This is a genomic window from Allobosea sp., from assembly GCF_017308075.1.
GTDB lineage: Bacteria > Pseudomonadota > Alphaproteobacteria > Rhizobiales > Beijerinckiaceae > Allobosea.
The window spans coordinates 249,182-265,888 of sequence record NZ_JAFKFX010000023.1; the positions used below are offsets into that span (position 1 = coordinate 249,182).

The 16,707-nt window shown below is 69.8% G+C and carries 19 protein-coding genes; 7 read left to right on the plus strand and 12 right to left on the minus strand.

Annotated features, from left to right (window positions below; translation table 11 throughout):
- Positions 1–122 precede the first annotated feature (122 nt).
- Positions 123–413, plus strand: a complete 291-nt coding sequence (locus tag J0J10_RS02080) for a GIY-YIG nuclease family protein (protein ID WP_291644878.1) — start codon at positions 123–125, stop codon at positions 411–413.
- A 100-nt stretch (positions 414–513) separates the two neighbouring features.
- Here the strand turns inward: J0J10_RS02080 and rsmD are convergent, their stop codons facing one another.
- Together rsmD and J0J10_RS02090 are read right to left on the minus strand one after the other, a co-directional pair.
- Positions 514–1,074 carry a 16S rRNA (guanine(966)-N(2))-methyltransferase RsmD gene (gene rsmD / locus J0J10_RS02085; protein ID WP_291644880.1) on the minus strand — a complete coding sequence of 187 codons (561 nt, stop codon included), beginning with the start codon at positions 1,072–1,074 and terminating at the stop codon, positions 514–516.
- Between the two features lie 72 nt (positions 1,075–1,146).
- Entirely contained in the window at positions 1,147–3,276 is a 2,130-nt protein-coding gene (locus J0J10_RS02090; protein ID WP_291644881.1) for a pseudouridine synthase, read from the minus strand.
- A 226-nt stretch (positions 3,277–3,502) separates the two neighbouring features.
- Here J0J10_RS02090 and J0J10_RS02095 point away from each other — a divergent pair, with 226 nt between their 5' ends.
- Positions 3,503–3,931: a nucleoside deaminase gene (locus J0J10_RS02095; RefSeq protein WP_465247150.1), complete on the plus strand. Its 429-nt coding sequence runs from the start codon at positions 3,503–3,505 to the stop codon at positions 3,929–3,931.
- The gene (locus J0J10_RS02100) at positions 3,931–4,446 is read left to right on the plus strand and encodes a GNAT family N-acetyltransferase (protein WP_291644883.1); all 516 of its coding nucleotides are present in this window, start codon (positions 3,931–3,933) and stop codon (positions 4,444–4,446) included. The genes J0J10_RS02095 and J0J10_RS02100 overlap by 1 nt, the downstream gene beginning before the upstream one ends.
- A 37-nt stretch (positions 4,447–4,483) precedes the next feature.
- On the opposite strand, the gene J0J10_RS02105 is transcribed toward J0J10_RS02100, so the two are convergent.
- Positions 4,484–5,221 (minus strand): sulfite exporter TauE/SafE family protein, encoded by a 738-nt coding sequence (locus J0J10_RS02105; RefSeq protein ID WP_291644885.1) that lies wholly within the window; start codon positions 5,219–5,221, stop codon positions 4,484–4,486.
- Positions 5,222–5,377: 156 nt separating this feature from the next.
- Here J0J10_RS02105 and J0J10_RS02110 point away from each other — a divergent pair, with 156 nt between their 5' ends.
- Positions 5,378–6,130, plus strand: a complete 753-nt coding sequence (locus tag J0J10_RS02110; RefSeq protein ID WP_291644887.1) for an ArsR/SmtB family transcription factor — start codon at positions 5,378–5,380, stop codon at positions 6,128–6,130.
- Positions 6,131–6,187: 57 nt separating this feature from the next.
- Here the strand turns inward: J0J10_RS02110 and J0J10_RS02115 are convergent, their stop codons facing one another.
- Genes J0J10_RS02115 through purD form a run of 5 tightly spaced genes read right to left on the minus strand, consistent with a single transcriptional unit; the run spans position 6,188 to position 9,974 of the window.
- Complete coding sequence (locus tag J0J10_RS02115) at positions 6,188–7,054, minus strand: patatin-like phospholipase family protein (RefSeq protein WP_291644889.1); 867 nt, start codon at positions 7,052–7,054, stop codon at positions 6,188–6,190.
- Positions 7,051–7,965, minus strand: coding sequence for an alpha/beta fold hydrolase (locus J0J10_RS02120; RefSeq protein WP_291644890.1), 915 nt, complete (start codon positions 7,963–7,965; stop codon positions 7,051–7,053). The genes J0J10_RS02115 and J0J10_RS02120 overlap by 4 nt, the downstream gene beginning before the upstream one ends.
- Positions 7,962–8,384 carry a type II toxin-antitoxin system VapC family toxin gene (locus tag J0J10_RS02125; RefSeq protein WP_291644892.1) on the minus strand — a complete coding sequence of 141 codons (423 nt, stop codon included), beginning with the start codon at positions 8,382–8,384 and terminating at the stop codon, positions 7,962–7,964. The genes J0J10_RS02120 and J0J10_RS02125 overlap by 4 nt, the downstream gene beginning before the upstream one ends.
- Positions 8,381–8,635 (minus strand): type II toxin-antitoxin system VapB family antitoxin, encoded by a 255-nt coding sequence (locus J0J10_RS02130; protein WP_291644895.1) that lies wholly within the window; start codon positions 8,633–8,635, stop codon positions 8,381–8,383. Before J0J10_RS02130 ends, J0J10_RS02125 begins: the two co-directional genes overlap by 4 nt.
- Before the next feature lie 58 nt (positions 8,636–8,693).
- Entirely contained in the window at positions 8,694–9,974 is a 1,281-nt protein-coding gene (gene purD, locus J0J10_RS02135) for a phosphoribosylamine--glycine ligase (protein WP_291644896.1), read from the minus strand.
- A gap of 93 nt (positions 9,975–10,067) precedes the next feature.
- Here purD and xseA point away from each other — a divergent pair, with 93 nt between their 5' ends.
- Positions 10,068–11,579, plus strand: coding sequence for an exodeoxyribonuclease VII large subunit (gene xseA, locus J0J10_RS02140; RefSeq protein ID WP_291644898.1), 1,512 nt, complete (start codon positions 10,068–10,070; stop codon positions 11,577–11,579).
- A 74-nt stretch (positions 11,580–11,653) separates the two neighbouring features.
- Positions 11,654–12,430, plus strand: a complete 777-nt coding sequence (locus J0J10_RS02145) for an SGNH/GDSL hydrolase family protein (protein ID WP_291644899.1) — start codon at positions 11,654–11,656, stop codon at positions 12,428–12,430.
- A 14-nt stretch (positions 12,431–12,444) separates the two neighbouring features.
- Here J0J10_RS02145 and J0J10_RS02150 read toward each other — a convergent pair whose 3' ends face one another.
- Positions 12,445–13,290 carry a dienelactone hydrolase family protein gene (locus J0J10_RS02150; protein ID WP_291644900.1) on the minus strand — a complete coding sequence of 282 codons (846 nt, stop codon included), beginning with the start codon at positions 13,288–13,290 and terminating at the stop codon, positions 12,445–12,447.
- A 118-nt stretch (positions 13,291–13,408) separates the two neighbouring features.
- Here J0J10_RS02150 and J0J10_RS02155 point away from each other — a divergent pair, with 118 nt between their 5' ends.
- On the plus strand, positions 13,409–13,630 hold the full coding sequence (locus J0J10_RS02155) for a DUF2093 domain-containing protein (RefSeq protein ID WP_291641637.1): 222 nt from the start codon (positions 13,409–13,411) through the stop codon (positions 13,628–13,630).
- On the opposite strand, the gene lpxK is transcribed toward J0J10_RS02155, so the two are convergent.
- The 3 genes from lpxK to J0J10_RS02170 are packed head-to-tail and all read right to left on the minus strand — an operon-like array spanning position 13,583 to position 16,685.
- Positions 13,583–14,626: a tetraacyldisaccharide 4'-kinase gene (gene lpxK / locus J0J10_RS02160; RefSeq protein ID WP_291645276.1), complete on the minus strand. Its 1,044-nt coding sequence runs from the start codon at positions 14,624–14,626 to the stop codon at positions 13,583–13,585. The two genes, J0J10_RS02155 and lpxK, sit on opposite strands and share 48 nt — an antisense overlap.
- Positions 14,626–15,927 (minus strand): 3-deoxy-D-manno-octulosonic acid transferase, encoded by a 1,302-nt coding sequence (locus tag J0J10_RS02165; RefSeq protein WP_291644901.1) that lies wholly within the window; start codon positions 15,925–15,927, stop codon positions 14,626–14,628. Before J0J10_RS02165 ends, lpxK begins: the two co-directional genes overlap by 1 nt.
- A complete protein-coding gene (locus J0J10_RS02170; protein WP_291644902.1) occupies positions 15,924–16,685 on the minus strand; it encodes a lysophospholipid acyltransferase family protein in 762 nt (253 codons plus the stop codon). The genes J0J10_RS02165 and J0J10_RS02170 overlap by 4 nt, the downstream gene beginning before the upstream one ends.
- Positions 16,686–16,707: the final 22 nt, after the last annotated feature.

Below are 16,707 nucleotides of genomic sequence, written 5' to 3' on the forward strand. Positions count from 1 at the left end.
TCATTGCGAGGAGCGTAGCGACGACGCAATCCAGGGGGGCTGCGTGAGGCCCCTGGATTGCTTCGCTACGCTCGCAATGGCGGCTATTGAGACTCTGGGCCAGCGAAGCCGAAAGGTTGAGCATGCGCGAACCGGCCGTTTACATCATGGCAAATCAGCGCAACGGAACGCTCTACGTCGGCGTGACCTCGAATTTGGCCGAGCGTGTCTGGCAGCACCGCGGAGGCCTGACGCCGGGCTTCACCAGACGATATGGCTGCAAGATTCTGGTTTGGCATGAACGTTACGAGCGCATGGCGGAGGCCATCGGACGGGAGAAGCAGATCAAGGGCGGTTCGCGTGCGAAGAAGTTGGCACTGATCGAGGCGGCGAACCCGAACTGGCGCGATCTTTACGAGGACTTGACCGGCTGACACCGATCGTCATTGCGAGCGAAGCGAAGCAATCCGCAACCTGGAGCTCTGCCGCCTCTGGATTGCTTCGTCGCTTCGCGCCTCGCAATGACGGGGAGGTTCACACCGCCCGCAGGAACCGCACCTGCGTCTCGCCATAATCCCGGCGGTCGAGCTCCTCGAAGCCCTCGGGAAGGGCGATCTCCGCACCAGACGCTTCCTCGAACACGACCAGCGCGTCCTTGGCGAGCCAGCCGCCTTCGCGGGCCGAGGCAAGCGCCTTCTCGCCCAGCCTCTTGCGATAGGGTGGGTCGCAGAAGACGAGGTCGAAGGGCGCCATCGCGCTGATCGGCCCGAGCTTCGTCGCGTCGCGGCGGAAGATCCGGCTGACCCCGGCGAGGCCGAAATTCATCTGGTTCTCGCGGATCAGCCCGCGCGCCTCGGCGCCGTCATCGACCAGGAGGGCGAAGGCGGCGCCGCGCGACAAGGCCTCGAAGGCCATGGCGCCGGTGCCGGCGAACAGGTCGAGCACCCGCGCGCCGGCGACGGCGTCGTCATAGCCATGCGCCAGCACGTTGAAGAGCGATTCCCGCAGCCGGTCCGAAGTCGGGCGGATCGCGCCGATCCCCGGCTTCGGACTGGCGAGGGGCCGTCCGCCGAAGCGGCCGCCGACGATCCGCATCAGATCGCCACGTGTCGGATGGGCATGATGTCATCCGAAAACCGGTTTCCACTTTTCGGCATCATGCCCGCCTCAGCCACGCCGGTCGCGCCCGCCGCCGCCTGAACGGGGCGGTCCACCCTTGCCGCCGCCGGGACGCGGGCCCCGGCCGCCGGGCCTGTCACCGGACGGCTTTCCGCCGAAGGGCTTGCTGCCGAACGACTTGCCGCCGCCCGACCTCTCCCCGAACGGCTTTCCGCCGGAGGATTTGCCGCCGAAGGATTTGCCGCCGCCCGGCCTGTCGCCCGAGGGCTTGCCGCGCGGCGGTGCATCGGCCCAGTCGCCGCTGCCCTTCCAGGGGGAATCGCCGCTGCGATCCGGACCGTACACCTCCTGCGGCGCGCGGGAGGGTCGCTCTCCGCGTGGCACGCGCGGCTTCAGGCCGGTTTCGCGCGGCGGCTCGGCCGCCGCCGAAGTCCTGACGCGCTCGACCTTGACGCGGCGGCCGCTCGGATCCTCGATCGCCTTGTCGCGCACGCGTATCACGGCGCCGCTGGCTTCGCGGGCCTGGCGCTCCTCCCTCGGATCGGCGCCCCGGCGCGGCGCGGCGCGGCGCTCGCGCTGCGGCTGCGCCTCCTCGTCGCGCCAGACCGTGCGCTTCCACGGCTTGTCGCTGCGGTCGTCCTGCGAAGGCGTGCGCTGGACGAAAGGCAGCCCGTCGCGATCCTCGCGCGGGCGTCGGCGCGGCCGGTCGTCGCCAGCGGGCGCCCGGCCGCGTGCCGGTCGCTCTTCCTGCGGAAGCTCGTCGCGGCGCGGGGCCTCGAAATCGACGCCGGCCTTCGCCATCAGCTCGGTGCCGAGCTGGTCCTTCAGCACCTTGGAGCGGATTTCGTCGGCCTCGCCCTCGGGCAGGTCGCCGAGCTGGAACGGGCCGAAGGAGATCCGGATCAGCCGGTTCACCTGCAGGCCGATATGCTCGAGCAGGTTCTTGACCTCGCGGTTCTTGCCTTCGCGCAGATCGACGATCAGCCAGGTATTGGCGCCCTGTTCGCGCTCGAAACGGGCGTTGACCGGACCGTAATTGACGCCGTCGATGGTAACGCCGTCCTTGAGCGTGTCGAGCCGCTCCTGCGTGACATGGCCGAAGGCGCGCACCCGGTAGCGCCGCAGCCAGCCGGTTTCCGGCAGTTCCAGCATGCGCGCGAGGCCGCCATCATTGGTCAGCAGCAGCAGGCCTTCGGTGTTGATGTCGAGCCGGCCGATCGAGAGCACGCGCGGCAGATCCTCCGGCAGCGCGTCGAATACGGTCGGCCGCCCTTCCGGGTCGTGGTTGGTCGTCACGAGGCCGCGCGGCTTGTGATAGAGCCAGACCCGGGTGCGCTCGCGCGCCGGCAGGGGCTCGCCATCGATCAGCACGACATCGGCGGGACCGATATCGAGCGCCGGGCTGTCGATCACCTCGCCGTTCACCGTGACGCGGCCCTCGGCGATGATCGCCTCGCAATCGCGGCGCGAGGCGACGCCGGCGCGCGCCATCACCTTGGCGATGCGCTCGGGCTCCAGAAGCGACGGCAGAATGGTCGGGGTGACCGCCTCGGCGATCTCGGCGGCGCTGCGATGAGCGCGGTCGGGCCGGCCGCGGAACGGCTTGTCGCCGCGCGGGGCATCGAAGCGCTTGGCGCCGAAGTCCTTGCCGCCGAAGCCCTTGCCGGCAGGCCTCTCGCCGCGCGGTCGCTCGCCACCTTCGCGCGGCGGCCGGCCGGCGAAGCGATCCTCGCTGTCACGCGCGCGGAACGGCCGCTCGCCGCCCTCGCGGGGCGGGCGCGAGCCGGCATCGCGGCCGGGCCGCTCGAAACGCGCGGGCCGTTCGCCGCGCGGCCTCTCGCCTTCGCGGGGCGGCCGGCTGGAGAAACGCTCCTCGCTGCCGCGCTCACGGAAGGGACGTTCGCCGCCTTCGCGGGCCGGCCGCTCGCCGCTCGGGCGCTCGCGGAAGGGCTTCTTCTCGAAGCGCTTGGCGGGGCGCTCGCCTTCGAAACGCCGCTCCGCGCCTTCGGCCGGGGGGCGCCGCGGGCGCTCGTCGCCTTCGCGCGAACGGAAGGGCGGCTTGCCGGCGCCGCGGCCTTGCGGCCTGCCGCCGCGCGGGCCGCCATCGCGTCCGCCGCCGTGTCCACCGCTTCCGCCCTTGCGCGGGCCGCGGTTTTTCTGGTTGTTGTCGTCGCTCATAATGGCTCCAAGAGCAGTCTCGTCGTCGGCCGCGATGAGGGTCGCAGGGGCCGCGAGGCAAGCCGTCTCCAAATTGGGTCGTAGCCGGCGCTTGTAGCAGGGCCTGCGGCGCGCCGCGAGCGGCAATGATGAGGGTTCGATGACATCTGTCGACGCAGGGCGCATCGAGGCCATGTCCGAGACGCCCATATCCGAGACGCCCGACGCCGGGACGCCCACCTCGCCGATGGCGTTGGCGCTGGCCCAGGCACGCGCCGCGGCCCAGCGCGGCGAGGTTCCGGTCGGTGCGGTGGTCGTGCGGGAGGGAAAGGTGCTCGCCAGCGCCGGCAACCGCACGCTCGAGCTGAAAGACCCGAGCGCGCATGCCGAGATGCTGGCGATCCGCAGCGCCTGCCAGGAGATCGGCTCCGAGCGGCTGATCGATTGCGATCTCTACGTCACTCTCGAACCCTGCCCGATGTGTGCGGCGGCGATCTCCTTCGCCAGGCTGCGCCGGCTCTATTTCGGCGCCTATGATCCCAAGGGTGGCGCGGTCGAGAGCGGTGTTAGGCTCTATGCCAGCCCGACCTGCCACCATCAGCCTGAGGTCTATGGTGGGCTGAGCGAGAGCGAGGCGGCCGCCTTGCTGCGCGATTTTTTCAAGGAGAGGCGCTGATGTCGCGGACTGGCGAGGCGGTCGATATCCGCGCAGCCGCGGCTGCGGACCACGATGCCGTCGCGGCGCTCAACCGTGCGGCCTTCGGTGGTGAGGACGAAGTCGGCATCGTCCAGCGCCTGCGGCGTGACGACCTGGTCGCCGTCGAACTGGTCGCGGTTCGGGCCGAGGCGATCATCGGCTATATCCTGTTTAGCTGGTTGCCGACTGTGGTGGATGGTCGGGCTGTGAAGACCTTGGCGCTGGCACCGATGGCCGTTCGGCCGGGGGCGCAGAAGCGGGGCATCGGCGGCAGGCTGATGGCGGCGCTCGACGGGGCGAGGGGCGCGGGAGCAGAGGCGGTGATCGTCCTCGGCCATCCCGGCTATTATCCACGCTTCGGCTTCTCGGCGGCGCTGGCGAGCAAGTTGGCCTCGCCTTTCTCAGGCGAGGCCTTCATGGCGCTCGAACTGGTTCCGGGTGCGCTGGCGGGGCAGGCGGGGGCGGTGACCTATCCGCCGGCCTTCGGACTGTGAAGCAGGCCGGGCGCTGACTGCGCAAAGCCAGTCTGTTTCAGAGCGTCCGCAGCACCAGATATCCCCCGAGAGCCAGCAGCCCGGCGAAGAAGCAGAGCTTGAAGGTCGCGGCCGAGATGCGCTGCCGGATTGCCTGGCCAGCGCCCATTCCGGCCAATGCCGGCAGCAGCGCCAGCAGCGAGGCGCCGGCAACGGCCCAGTCGAGAGCGCCGGCGCCGATGAGCCCGAAGGCGAGCGCCACCGTCGAGACGATGAAGGAGAGGCCGAGCGCCTGCACCAGCTCTTCCTTCTCGAAGCCGAGCGCCTGCAGATAGGGCACGGCGGGGAGCACGAAGACCCCGGTCGCGGCGGTTGAGATGCCGGTGAGCACGCCGACAACCGGTCCGAGCCAGCCTTCATGAGCGGCCGGCACACGCAGCTTCGCCGCCTTCAGCCCGACCAGCGCATAGAGGACGAGGGCGATGCCGAGCCAGAGCGTCGCCGAGCCGTCCTTGGCCTTTTCCAGCAGGCCGGCGCCGGCCCAGGTGCCGAGGCAGGTCCCCGCCAGCATCGGCCAGAGCCGGAGCGCGATCGCCTTGAGTTTCGGGCCGGAGAGCTGCCAGCCATTGGTCACCAGATTGGGGATCACCAGCAGCGCCGCCGCCTGTGCCGGGGCCATCACCACGCCGAGGATGCCGACGGTGATGGTCGGCAGGCCGAGCCCGATCACGCCCTTGACGAAGCCGGCGACCACGAAGGTCGCGGCGATGAAGAAGAGGAGCGTCGTCTGGTCCATGGTTCGGCCGGCCCTGTCAGTCGGTGGTCGTGGACTGCTTGTGGCAGTCCTGCCGCCTGCTGTCGCGCCTCGACACTACGGTCGCGGTCGTAGTGTCGCCGCTTGCCTGAGGCGCCATGCCGGCGATGATGGCGCCAGCACGGGGAGGGCGAAGCCATGGCCATGAACGGACCTTATCTCGCCGAAATCGCCCATCTGATCGGCGACCCCGCCCGCGCCAACATGCTGCATGCGCTGATGGATGGCCGCGCCCTGACCGCCAAGGAGCTCGCCTTCCTTGCCGGCGTCGCGCCGCAGACGGCGAGCGGCCATCTTGCCAAGCTGTTGCAGGGCGGGCTGCTCGGCGTCGCCGTGCAGGGGCGCCATCGCTATTACCGTCTCGCCGGGGCGGATGTCGCCGCGACCCTGGAGGGGCTGATGGTGCTGTCCGGCGGCCAGCCCACCAGCCGGCGCCTGCCTTCGCGCGTCGGGGCCGATCTCGCCGAGGCGCGGACCTGCTACGACCATTTCGCCGGCCGGCTCGGCATCGCCATCCATGACGCGCTCGTCGCTGGCGGGCATCTCTCGGTTTCGGAGGGCGGCTATGGTCTGACACGCACTGGCGTCGCGGTCTTCGTGGGCCTCGGCATCGACCTTGCCGCCGCACAGAAGGTGCGTCGCGCGCCCTTGCGGCCCTGCCTCGACTGGAGCGAGCGCCGACCGCATCTCGCCGGCTCGCTCGCCGCTGCGTTCGCCTGTCGTTGCTTCGAAGCCGGCTGGGTCCGGCGGATCAAGGACAGCCGCGCCGTCCAGCTCACCGATACCGGGCGTGAGGCGCTCGAGGGAGGCCTGCCGGGGTTCCGCTGTGATGCGCCGACGGTGGTACGTCATTCTCTGGCGGAGCGAAGCGCAGACCCGAGAATCTCATGACCAGATGCCGCTGGTTTCCGAGGTGCTCGGGCCTTCGGCCCGCCCCGGAATGACGCCTCATGCCGATACTCGCTGCTCCAGCGCCTGCGACAGCTTGCGCTTGACTTCGTCCTTCACCGGCGCGGCGGCATCGAGGATCGCCTGTGTCCTGAAGAAATCGAGCGGGCCGAAGCCGTCGCCGCCGGCCCTAATCAGGATGTCGGGCGGCTGGCGTTCGACCATGCGCTGGACGAGGGCGCGCGTCAGGATCTGCGTGACGCCGACGAGAGCCTCCAGAGGCTCCGGCACCCGGCTGTCGCTGACCATGGCCGGGGCGCTGGTGTCGATGGCGAGCACGATGCGGTTCGTGGCGATCAGCCGGTCATAGGGCAGGGGATTGACCGCACCGCCGTCGATCAGCACCCGCCCGCCGATCGTCACCGGCCGGATCAGGCCGGGGATCGCCAGCGAGGCGGCGACCGCTGGTGTCAGCGGCCCGCTGCCGATCACCACCTCCTCGTGCAGATGGTAGTCGGTCGCGACCGCGAGGAAGGGGGTGCCGAGCTCCTCGAAGCGATCCGGCACCTTTTCGGGCCAGAACAGGTCGAGCAGGCGCTCGCCGTCGAGCAGCACCGGATTGCCGAAGCCGCGCCAGAGATCGGCGAACTTGCCGACGCGCGCTTCGAGCAGCCGGGCGATCACCCTCGCGCGATCGCGGAAGGTCGTCTCGACATGCTCGCGCAAGTCGCGGCCGGAGAGCCCGGCGGCATAGGCGGCGCCGATGATCGCACCCATCGACGAGCCGGCGATCAGTACGGGCCTGATCCCGAGTTCGTCGAGCGCTTCGAGCACCAGGATATGGCTCAGCCCGCGCGCTCCACCGGAGCCGAGCGCGAGGACGAGTTCCGGCGCGCCGGTCGGGGCGGGAGAAGGCAAGGTCGTCATGCTGCAGCCCGGGCCAGGAACGGCTTCAGCGCGGCAAGTGTCGCCTGCGGATTCTCCTCCGGCAGGAAATGGCCGCTCGCAATGGCCTGGCCTTCGGCCTGCGGAGCGAAGCTCTGACGCCAGATCTCGAGCGGGCTTGCGCCCTTGGCCGGAATACCGCCATCGCCCCACAGCGCCAGCACCGGGCAGAGGATCCGCTTGCCGGCCGTAAGGTCGGCCTTGTCCTGGGTGAGATCGGTGGTGGCGCCGGCGCGGTAATCCTCGCAGGCGGCGTGAATGCGCGAGGGATCGTTGAAGGATTCCGTATAGGAGGCGAGCGCCAGCGGATGGAAGGCTTTCAGCTCCTTGGCGCGTGTCCAGCTCGCGATCGTATGGTCGAGCCAGCCGGCGGGATCGCCCTTGATCAGGTTCTCGGGCACCGGCTCGGGCTGCGCCAGGAAGGTCCAGTGATAGACCTGCATGGCGCGCGCGGCGTTCATGCCTTCCCACATCGCGAATGTCGGCAGAATGTCGAGCAAAGCGAGTCGCTCGACCCGGCCGGGATGGTCGAGCGCGAGGCGATAGGCGACGCGGGCCCCGCGGTCATGGCCGATCACGGCGCAGCGGACATGGCCGAGCGCGTCCATCACAGCGACGATGTCCTCGCCCATGCCGCGCTTGCTGTAGGTCTGCTTGCCGCCATCGCCATGCGGGGCGGACGACCAGCCATAGCCGCGCAAATCCGGGCAGATCACGGTATGGCTCTTCGCCAGTTCGGGCGCGATCTCATGCCATTCGGCATGGGTTTGGGGGAAGCCGTGGATCAGCATCAGCGGCGGGCCTTCGCCGCCGACGCGGGCGAAGATCTTGCCGACCGGGCCGTTGATCCAGTGCGCGGTAAAGCCGGGGAAGAGCTGGTCGATATTGGTCATGGGCGTGCTCCAGCAGCCAGGGCCGAGACGATGTCGGTGCGGCTGAAATCCTCCCCCTTGTACAGCAGGGGGGCGTCGAGCGATTTGGCGAGCGCATAGGAGAAGCAGTCGCCGAGATTGAGCTTGGCGGGGTGGCGGCCCTTGCCGAAGCGCAGGAAGGCCCTGGCCGACAGTGTGCTCTGATCTTCGTCGACTGGAAGACGACGGATGCCGAAGCTGTCGATCAGTGCAGCATGGCGTTCGAGCGAAAAACCCGGCACGCGGTTCATCGCGACCATGAAGGCTTCGACGAACGTGACCGCGGAGCAGCAGGCATCCGCGCTCTCATCTAGAGCGGCGATGAAGCAGGTTCGCTCCGGCTCATTGAGCAGGATCGCGAGGATCGCCGAACTGTCGACGACGATCGTCGAAGCCGTCACGACGGCACGCCGTTCTCGTCGTAGCCGATGATCTCGTCATCGCTGAGATCATCGTTGATTTTCGGCATGGCGTCGATTTCGGCGAGCAGCTTCTCGACCTTTACCCGGTCGATCCGGCCCTTGCGAGGGCACAAATCGGAGAGCTCGCGCTCTGCCGCGTTTCTGACCGCCTCAGTGATCGTCTTGCCGGTGCGCGCGGCAAGTTCCCGCACGATGCGATCCGTCTCGGGGTCCTTGATCAGGATGGTCATGGCATCCTCGTATATATATCGAGCCTCTGCCGATATATACGCCGCTCAGCCCGCGCTGTCAGCCTTCGCGCTCGCGCTTCACCGCCTGCCAGCCGATGTCGCGGCGGCAGAAGCCGCCCGGCCAGTCGATCAGGTCGACCGCCGCATAGGCGCGCGCCTGCGCCTCGCTGACGTTCTTGCCGAGGGCGACGACATTGAGCACGCGGCCGCCATTGGCGACGAGCTTGCCTTCCTTCTCCTGCGTCCCGGCATGGAAGATCAGCACGCCGTCCTGCGCCACAGCCTTCTCGACGTCGGCGATGACGCTGCCCTTCTCGGGCGTGCCGGGATAGCCCTTCGCCGCCAGCACCACGGTCAGCGCCGCCTCGTCAGACCAGCGCAGGTCGAAGGAACCGAGCACGCCATCGCAGGCGGCGAGCAGCGCCGGGACGATGTCGCTCTTCAGACGCGGCATCAGCACCTCGCATTCGGGGTCGCCGAAGCGGACATTGTATTCGATCAGCTTCGGGCCGTCCGCGGTGATCATCAGCCCGGCGAAGAGCACGCCCTTGAAGGGGGAGCCGCGCCGCGCCATGCCGGCGAGCGTCGGCTGGATGATCTCGGCCATGACGCGCGCTTCCATCGCCTTCGTCATCACCGGGGCTGGCGAATAGGCGCCCATCCCGCCGGTGTTGGGCCCGGTGTCGCCGTCGCCTACGCGCTTGTGGTCCTGCGCCGAGGCGAGCGGCAGGGCATGCAGCCCGTCGCAGAGCGCAAAGAAGCTCGCCTCCTCGCCGATCATCCATTCCTCGATGACGATCTCCTCGCCGGCGGCGCCGAGCCCGCCGGAAAACATCATCGCGACCGCGTCATTGGCCTGCTCGACCGTCTCGGCCATCACCACGCCCTTGCCGGCAGCGAGCCCGTCCGCCTTGATCACCAGGGGTGCACCATGCTTCGCCACATAGGCTCTGGCGGCGTCGGGATCGTCGAAACGGGCGAAGCTCGCGGTCGGAATGCCGAATTCGGCGCAGAGTTCCTTGGTGAAGGCCTTGGAGCCCTCGAGCTGGGCCGCTGCCTTCGACGGGCCGAAAGCCTTGATGCCGGCGGCTGCGAGATCGTCGACGATGCCCTCGACCAGCGGGCCTTCCGGCCCGACCACGACGAGGCCGACCCGCTGCAGCTTGCAGAAATTGGCGACCGCCTCATGGTCGGCGATGTCGATCACGACGTTCTCGCCGCATTGCGCCGTGCCGGGATTGCCGGGCGCGATGAAGAGCTTGTCGCAGAGCGGCGAGGCCGAGATCGCCCAGGCCAGGGCATGCTCGCGTCCGCCCGAGCCGATCAGAAGGATGTTCATTGCGCCGTCTCCGCTTGCTCAGGGCGCAATAACCCTCGCGGACCGACGGGGCAACGCTTCAGCTATCGCGCTCGCGCCGGTAAGGTCCGCACCATGGACAACGAATCGCCTCAGCCTGCCGGCAATGCCCCCGAATGGACGGTTTCCGACCTTTCCGGCGCGCTCAAGCGCACGCTGGAGGACGCTTTCGGCTTCGTGCGCGTGCGCGGCGAGATCTCGGGCTATCGTGGTCCTGTCGCCTCCGGCCATGTCTATTTCTCGCTGAAGGACGTCAACGCCAAGATCGACGCGGTGATCTGGAAGGGCGTCTTCGGCCGGCTGAAGACCAGGCCGCAGGAAGGGCTGGAGGTGATCGCCACCGGCAAGATCACCACCTTCGCCGGCAAGTCGAGCTACCAGATCGTCATCGATTCGCTGGAGCCGGCCGGCGTCGGCGCGCTGATGGCCCTGCTCGAGGAGCGCCGCAAGAAGCTCGCCGCCGAAGGCCTGTTCGACGAGGGCCGCAAGCAGCTCATCCCCTATCTGCCGGCGACGATCGGCGTCGTCACCTCGCCGACCGGCGCCGTCATTCGTGACATCCTGCACCGGCTGGAGGAGCGTTTTCCGCGCCGCGTGCTGGTCTGGCCGGTCCGGGTCCAGGGCGAGACCAGCGCGGCCGAGGTCGCCAACGCCATCGACGGTTTCAACGCCCTGCCGCAGGGCGGCCGCATCCCGCGCCCGGACGTGATCATCGTCGCGCGCGGCGGCGGTTCGCTCGAGGATCTGATGGGCTTCAACGAGGAGGCTGTGGTGCGTGCCGCCGCCGCCTCGCTGATCCCGCTGGTCTCCGCCGTCGGCCACGAGACCGACTGGACGCTGATCGACCACGCCGCCGATCTGCGCGCGCCGACGCCGACCGGCGCGGCCGAGAAGGTCGTGCCGGTGCGGGCCGAACTGATGGCGCAGGTCACCGATCTGTCGCGCCGGCATGTGGGCGCGACCTTGCGCCTGTTCGACAGGCGCCGCAGCGAATTGCGCGCCGCCGGCCGCGCCCTGCCGACGCCGGAGAACCTGCTCGCCGGGCCGCGCCAGCGGCTCGACCTCGCCGCGGCGAAGCTCGGTCCGGCTTTGGCGCGCAACGCCCGGGCCTATGAGCAGCGGCTCGCCCAGCTCGATCGCCGCCTGCACGTACAATCACCGGCGGCGCGACTGGCGACGCTGGCGGTGAAGCTCGACAGCCTGGGCGGACGGCTCGTCCTTGCCCGCGGCAATGTCGTGCTTCGGCAGCGCGAGCGCATCGCCCGTGCCCGCGACCGGCTGGAGGCCGTCGCGGCGAGGGCGGAAGCCGCCTTCGCGCGCCTCGTCCAGCGCCGCCGCGACCGGCTGGGTGGCCTCTGGTCGCTCGCCGCTTCGCTCGGCCCGCAGGCCGTGCTGGCACGCGGCTATGCGCTGGTGCGCGACGAGAACGGCGTGCTGCTGCGGCAGGCTGCAGCGGCGCGGCCGGGCATGACCCTGCAGGTCACGCTCGCGGATGGCAGCTTCGGCGCTGTCGTGCCGGGCAGTGCAACGCCGCGTCCGGCCACACGCAAGGGCGCGGCCTCCGGCGGGCAGGGGGATCTCTTCTGAGGCTGCGGCCACTGTTCAGCCAGCGTTCAGCAAGCGCCGGCTAACCGCAAGGCATCGACGGTTGGGGGTGCCTGATGCGGATTCGGATCCGGACGGCCTATGCCTGCGCCTTGGCGATGTTGTCGCTGTCGGGTCTTGCGCTCGTGCCGGCGCAGGCCTCGGAGTTCGTCTGCAAGCCCAGCTCGATCATCTCTGCGGCTGCCGCCCCGGATTTCGCCCCGCTTTCGCGCCATGGCGAGGGGGCGCTGCGCCTGCTGGCGATCGGCTCCTCCTCGACCGAGGGCATCGGCGCCACCAGCAAGGAACGCAGCTACCCGGCGCGGCTCGCCGCCCTGCTGCGTCAGGGGCTTTCCGGCCGGGCGGTCGAGATCGTCAATGCCGGCATTGGCGGCGAAATCGCGCCGCAGACCCTGCAGCGCCTGAAGAAGGCGCTGGCCGAGACGCGCTATGATCTGGTGATCTGGCAGGTCGGCACCAATGACGCCGTTACCGGCGGCGATCTCCAGGCTTTCCGCGCCCTCGTCGCCGACGGCATTGCCGCTGCCCGCAAGGCCCAGACCGGGCTCGCCATCCTCGATCCGCAATTCTATCCCGGCATCAAGGAGACGCCGCGCTACCGCGCCTATGTCGATGCCATCGCCGAAATCGCTCGCGCCAATGGCGTACCGGTGCTGTCGCGCTTCGCGGCGATGTCGGGCTGGTATCAGCGCGATGCCGAGGGCTTCATGGCGGCGCTCGCCAACGACCGTTTCCACATGAGCGATGCCGGCTATGCCTGCCTGGCGCAGGACATCGCTCGTTCCCTGCTAGAGCGGTCGCCCGGCGTGACTCTGGCCTCGACCGCGCGCTGAGCGCGCCGGCCGCCTCATTTACCCGCGAGGAATTCCTTGACCCGGCGGATCGCGTCCTCGCGTGCCGCGGGGTCGGTGCCGACCGTCGCCTTGCCGTTCCCCGTCGCCGAATAGGCGATGTCGTCGCGCTGCTTCAACTCGAGCCGCGGATGATCGAAGTCATGCACTGCACCCTCGTAAAGCACGAGGGTGACCGGCTCGCCGCGGGCGCGCGCCGCTTTGGTCAAGAAGTCGCAAGGGGCCGGAGGCGTCCAGTCGTCGGCAGCTCCCATCAGGATCAGCACGGGCAGGCGCACTTCGAAGCCGCGCGATTCCGACTGCGTGCGGCAACCGGGATAGAAAGCGATCGCGCGGGCGAAATCCGGCTGGCGGTCGGCCGGGCGCCGGTCCCTGCGCACGGCGGCGAGGATGGCGGAGCCGCCGCCGGACCAGCCGAGCAGCGAGATCGCGTCCGGGCGGACATCGGAGCGGCTCTGCAGCCAGATCCGCGCCGCGACGGCGTCGATCACCCGCTCGCGACTGGCGCGTACGGTGAGGTCCTTGACGCCGCATTGCGAGCCGAGGCCGCGCGAGCCGTAGCTGTCGGGCATCAGCACCATGAAGCCGGCCGCGGCGAGCCGTTCGCCCCAGTCGCTATGCCGGGTGGAGAGCTTTTCCTTGTCGCGCCAGAGCCCGCCGCAGCCATGCAGCGCGACCACGGCCGGGAACGGCCCTGGCCCGGGCGGGCGATAAAGCACGGCATTGAGCTGAACGTCGTCGAGCGTGATGCGCACGCGCTCATAGCCTCCCGCCCCCGCGGCGGCGGCAAGGCAAGGCAGCAGCCCTGCCGCGAGGAGCAGGAGACGGACGAGACTGGACATCATCGGCCGGGACGCTATCACAAGAGCGCCATGATCAGGCAATTTATTCATACACTTGTCTCAGCACGCCGCCGCGATGCCCGCGGTGCGGAAGGCTGCTTCACAACCCGGGTCCGTCATGAACATCAATGAGCGCCTGCCGACTGGCGGCTCCGAGGCATTGCTTGATTACGGCCATGGCGAGTTTCGGGTCGTTCGCCCCGGCGCCTTCGTGCGCTGCGCCGTCACCGGTGCGCCGATCCGGCTCGAGGATCTGCGTTACTGGTCGGTCGACTGGCAGGAAGCCTATGTCTCACCCGAGGCGGTGCAATTGCGGGTCCGCCGCGGCGGCCGTCCCTGAACCCGTCAGGGCCTGTTCCAGAAGCGCGCCGATCGCCGCCTCGTCCTCGAAGCGCAACTGCACCGGCACGGCGAGCAGGCGCTCGCGCTCGTCCGCCGGCCAGAGCGGCGCCAGCTTGACCATGTCCTTCTCGGTCACGGCGATGGTGGAGCCGGTCGCCTTGGACTCCGCGAGCAACGTCGCGACATCGCCCGCCGTATAGGGATGGTGGTCGCCATAGCGGCGCTCGCCGGCGAGCCAGGCGCCGGACTGGCGCAGGGTCGTCGCGAATTTTTCCGGCCGTCCGATCCCCGATGCGGCGATCACCGCGAGCCCGTCGAGACGGGCGAGGGCTTCCGGCAGGACGTCGAGCCCGACGCGAAGCACGGGCCGTCCGGCGGCTTGCGCCAGCGCCGCGACCGCGTCGCCGGCGGCGCCCGGGCCATTGACCACCACCGCATCGGTCTCTCCGAGCTGCCCTTCCATCGGCGCACGCAGCGGCCCTGCCGGAAAGCAGTAGCCATTGCCGATCCCGGCGGCGCCCTCGACCACGGCGAGCCGCAGATCCTTGCGCAGGGAGGGGTTCTGCAGGCCGTCATCCATCAGCACCACGGTGGCACCGCGCGCGGCGGCGAGCGCCGCGCCGGCGGGCCGGTCGCGGGCGACCACCACCGGCAGATGATGGGCCATCAGCAGGGGCTCGTCGCCGATCTCGGCAGCGCCATGACGGGCAGGGTCGGCCAGCACGGGCCCGGCCTCGCGCCCGCCATAGCCGCGCGACAGCACGAAGGGCGTTTCGCCGCGGGCGGCGAGCAAAGCTGCCAAAGCGAGGACGGTGGGTGTCTTGCCAGCACCGCCGACGATGAAATTGCCGACGCAGATCACCGGGACGCCGGCCCGGATGCCGGGGCGGCGCATGCGCGCCAGCGTCGCGGCGCCATAGATCGCGCCGAGCGGGTAGGTGAGCCGGGCCAGGGCTGAAGGTGGCGTTCGCCACCAGAAGCCCGGCGCGCGCATCATGGCGCCGTCTCGCGCTGGCCGAGCGCAACGCGCATCAGCAGGGGCTCGAGAGCCTGCACGGTTCGTTCCAGCGCCCCGCCGAGCTGGGCACTGGTCTGCGCGGCGGCGCGCGCCGCTTGCCGCGCCGCTGCGGGGTCGCTCAGCCAGCGATGCACGGCGTCGGCCAGTTCCTGCCGGTCGGCGACCTGGCGGGCGCCGCCGCCGGCGTCGAAGGCGGCGAAGAGATCGGCGGATTTGTGGACCAGCGGCCCGTGCAGCAGGGCGCAGCCGAGCTTGGCGGGCTCGATCGGGTTGTGACCGCCGATCGGGGCGAGCGAGCCGCCGATGAAGGCGACCGGGGCCAGCCGGTAGAACAGGCCGAGATCGCCGAGCGTGTCGGCGACATAGAACTCGACCTCGCGCTCCGGCAACTGGCCGAGCGAGCGGCGTGCGCTGACGGCGCCATTCGCCTGGGCGAGCGCCGCGACCTCGTCGCCGCGATCGGGATGGCGTGGTGCGACGATGGTCAAGAGCTTCGGCAGATGCGCCTTGACGCCGAGATGGGCAGCGAGCACGTCCTCTTCCTCGCCCGGATGGGTCGAGGCGGCGACCCAGACCGGGCGCCCCGCCATCAGGCCGTCAAGCAAAGCAAGAGTGTTGGGGTCGGCCGGTGGCGCCGGCACGTCGAATTTCAGATTGCCGGCGATGCTGACGCGTGGCGCGCCGAGCTGCGCCAGGCGCTGTCCGTCCTCCTGCGACTGGGCGAGGCAGCGTTCGAAGCCCGAGAGCAGATAGCGCGAGGTCTTGGGGAATCTGTACCAGCGCTGGAAGGAGCGCTCGGACATGCGGGCATTGACCTGGACCAGCGGGATGCCGCGCTTGCCGGCCTCGATCATCAGGTTCGGCCAGATCTCGGATTCGCAGAGCAGGCCGAGATCGGGACGCCAATAGTCGAGGAAGCGGCGCATATAGCGCGGCACGTCGAGCGGCAGGTACTGGTGGATCGCTCCGGCCGGCAGGCGCTGCTCGAGCAGCCGCGCCGATGTCACCGTGCCGGAGGTGACGAGCACGGCGAGGCCGCGGCGCTGCAGGCGCTCGACCAGCGGCAGCAGAGTCACCGTCTCGCCGACGCTGGCGCCGTGCAGCCAGACCAGGGTCTTTTCGGGGCGGTCGACACCGGGATAGCCGCGACGCTCGGCGATCCGCGCCGGATCCTCCTTGCCGCGCCGCTGGCGCCAGAGCAGGAGCCCGGCCGCAGCCGGCTCGAGCAAGGCGGTCAGGGTGCGATAGATGCTGATGATCAGGCTGCGGCCGATCATGGCGTTGCCGCTTTCGCTGCAGCCGTAGCGGCCTCCCTGGCGGCTGCGGCTTCGCGCAGGCCGGCGCCGGGGTCGCTTGCCCCGATCAGCGCATAGGCCCGCTCATGCGCGGCATCGAGCCCGGCCTGCACGGCGAGCCTCGCCGCCTCGCAGGTCGCCTCGTCGGCGTCGCGCGCCACGCTCACCGCCTCGCCGACGACGATGGCGCCGCGGCCGAAGGGCAGCCCGATCGACGCGCGGTCCCAGCTGTTGAAATCGATCCGCCGGCTGGTGACCACGGCGATCGGATGGATCGGCCGGCCCGAGGCACGCGCCAGCGCGACGATGCCGGCGCCGCAGACCCGGGCGCGCTTGGGGATGTCGGCGGTCAGCACCATCGTCTCGCCGGCCGCGAGCCGGCGCATCATGGCGAGGAAGGCCGGGGCGCCGCCCTTTTCGCGGACCTTCTTGCCCATGGCGCCGGAGCCGCGGATCGCGCCGATGCCGAGCTCGCGTAGCGCCACCGCATTAAAGCCGCCATCGCCATGGCGCGACACCAGTGAACAAGCCGGCATCCAGTCCGGCCGCGCGAACGGGATCATGATGTGCTGGCCGTGCCACATCGCGATGATCAGCGGCAGTTCCGGGCGGACGCGCTCATAGATGTCCGCGGGCTCGGTGACGAAACGGTTCGTCCGGCGTACCAGGCGCAGATACCAGGCCAGGCTGCGCCCGAGCGCCTCCTGTGCAAATCGCGTCTTGAGCAGCGAGAAACCCATCGAATATGCGCGAGACCGCCTC

Bases quoted from the DNA above. Each gene is read 5' to 3' on its own strand.
- rsmD (WP_291644880.1), bottom strand. From the start codon at position 1,074: ATGCGGATCGTCGGCGGCCGCTTCGGCGGACGGCCCCTCGCCAGTCCG.
- J0J10_RS02105 (WP_291644885.1), bottom strand. From the start codon at position 5,221: ATGGACCAGACGACGCTCCTCTTCTTCATCGCCGCGACCTTCGTGGTC.
- J0J10_RS02100 (WP_291644883.1), top strand. From the start codon at position 3,931: ATGTCGCGGACTGGCGAGGCGGTCGATATCCGCGCAGCCGCGGCTGCG.
- xseA (WP_291644898.1), top strand. From the start codon at position 10,068: ATGGACAACGAATCGCCTCAGCCTGCCGGCAATGCCCCCGAATGGACG.
- J0J10_RS02095 (WP_465247150.1), top strand. From the start codon at position 3,503: ATGGCGTTGGCGCTGGCCCAGGCACGCGCCGCGGCCCAGCGCGGCGAG.
- J0J10_RS02130 (WP_291644895.1), bottom strand. From the start codon at position 8,635: ATGACCATCCTGATCAAGGACCCCGAGACGGATCGCATCGTGCGGGAA.
- lpxK (WP_291645276.1), bottom strand. From the start codon at position 14,626: ATGCGCGCGCCGGGCTTCTGGTGGCGAACGCCACCTTCAGCCCTGGCC.
- J0J10_RS02110 (WP_291644887.1), top strand. From the start codon at position 5,378: ATGGCCATGAACGGACCTTATCTCGCCGAAATCGCCCATCTGATCGGC.
- J0J10_RS02150 (WP_291644900.1), bottom strand. From the start codon at position 13,290: ATGTCCAGTCTCGTCCGTCTCCTGCTCCTCGCGGCAGGGCTGCTGCCT.
- J0J10_RS02080 (WP_291644878.1), top strand. From the start codon at position 123: ATGCGCGAACCGGCCGTTTACATCATGGCAAATCAGCGCAACGGAACG.
- J0J10_RS02090 (WP_291644881.1), bottom strand. From the start codon at position 3,276: ATGAGCGACGACAACAACCAGAAAAACCGCGGCCCGCGCAAGGGCGGA.
- purD (WP_291644896.1), bottom strand. From the start codon at position 9,974: ATGAACATCCTTCTGATCGGCTCGGGCGGACGCGAGCATGCCCTGGCC.
- J0J10_RS02165 (WP_291644901.1), bottom strand. From the start codon at position 15,927: ATGATCGGCCGCAGCCTGATCATCAGCATCTATCGCACCCTGACCGCC.
- J0J10_RS02120 (WP_291644890.1), bottom strand. From the start codon at position 7,965: ATGACCAATATCGACCAGCTCTTCCCCGGCTTTACCGCGCACTGGATC.
- J0J10_RS02170 (WP_291644902.1), bottom strand. From the start codon at position 16,685: ATGGGTTTCTCGCTGCTCAAGACGCGATTTGCACAGGAGGCGCTCGGG.
- J0J10_RS02155 (WP_291641637.1), top strand. From the start codon at position 13,409: ATGAACATCAATGAGCGCCTGCCGACTGGCGGCTCCGAGGCATTGCTT.
- J0J10_RS02115 (WP_291644889.1), bottom strand. From the start codon at position 7,054: ATGACGACCTTGCCTTCTCCCGCCCCGACCGGCGCGCCGGAACTCGTC.
- J0J10_RS02145 (WP_291644899.1), top strand. From the start codon at position 11,654: ATGCGGATTCGGATCCGGACGGCCTATGCCTGCGCCTTGGCGATGTTG.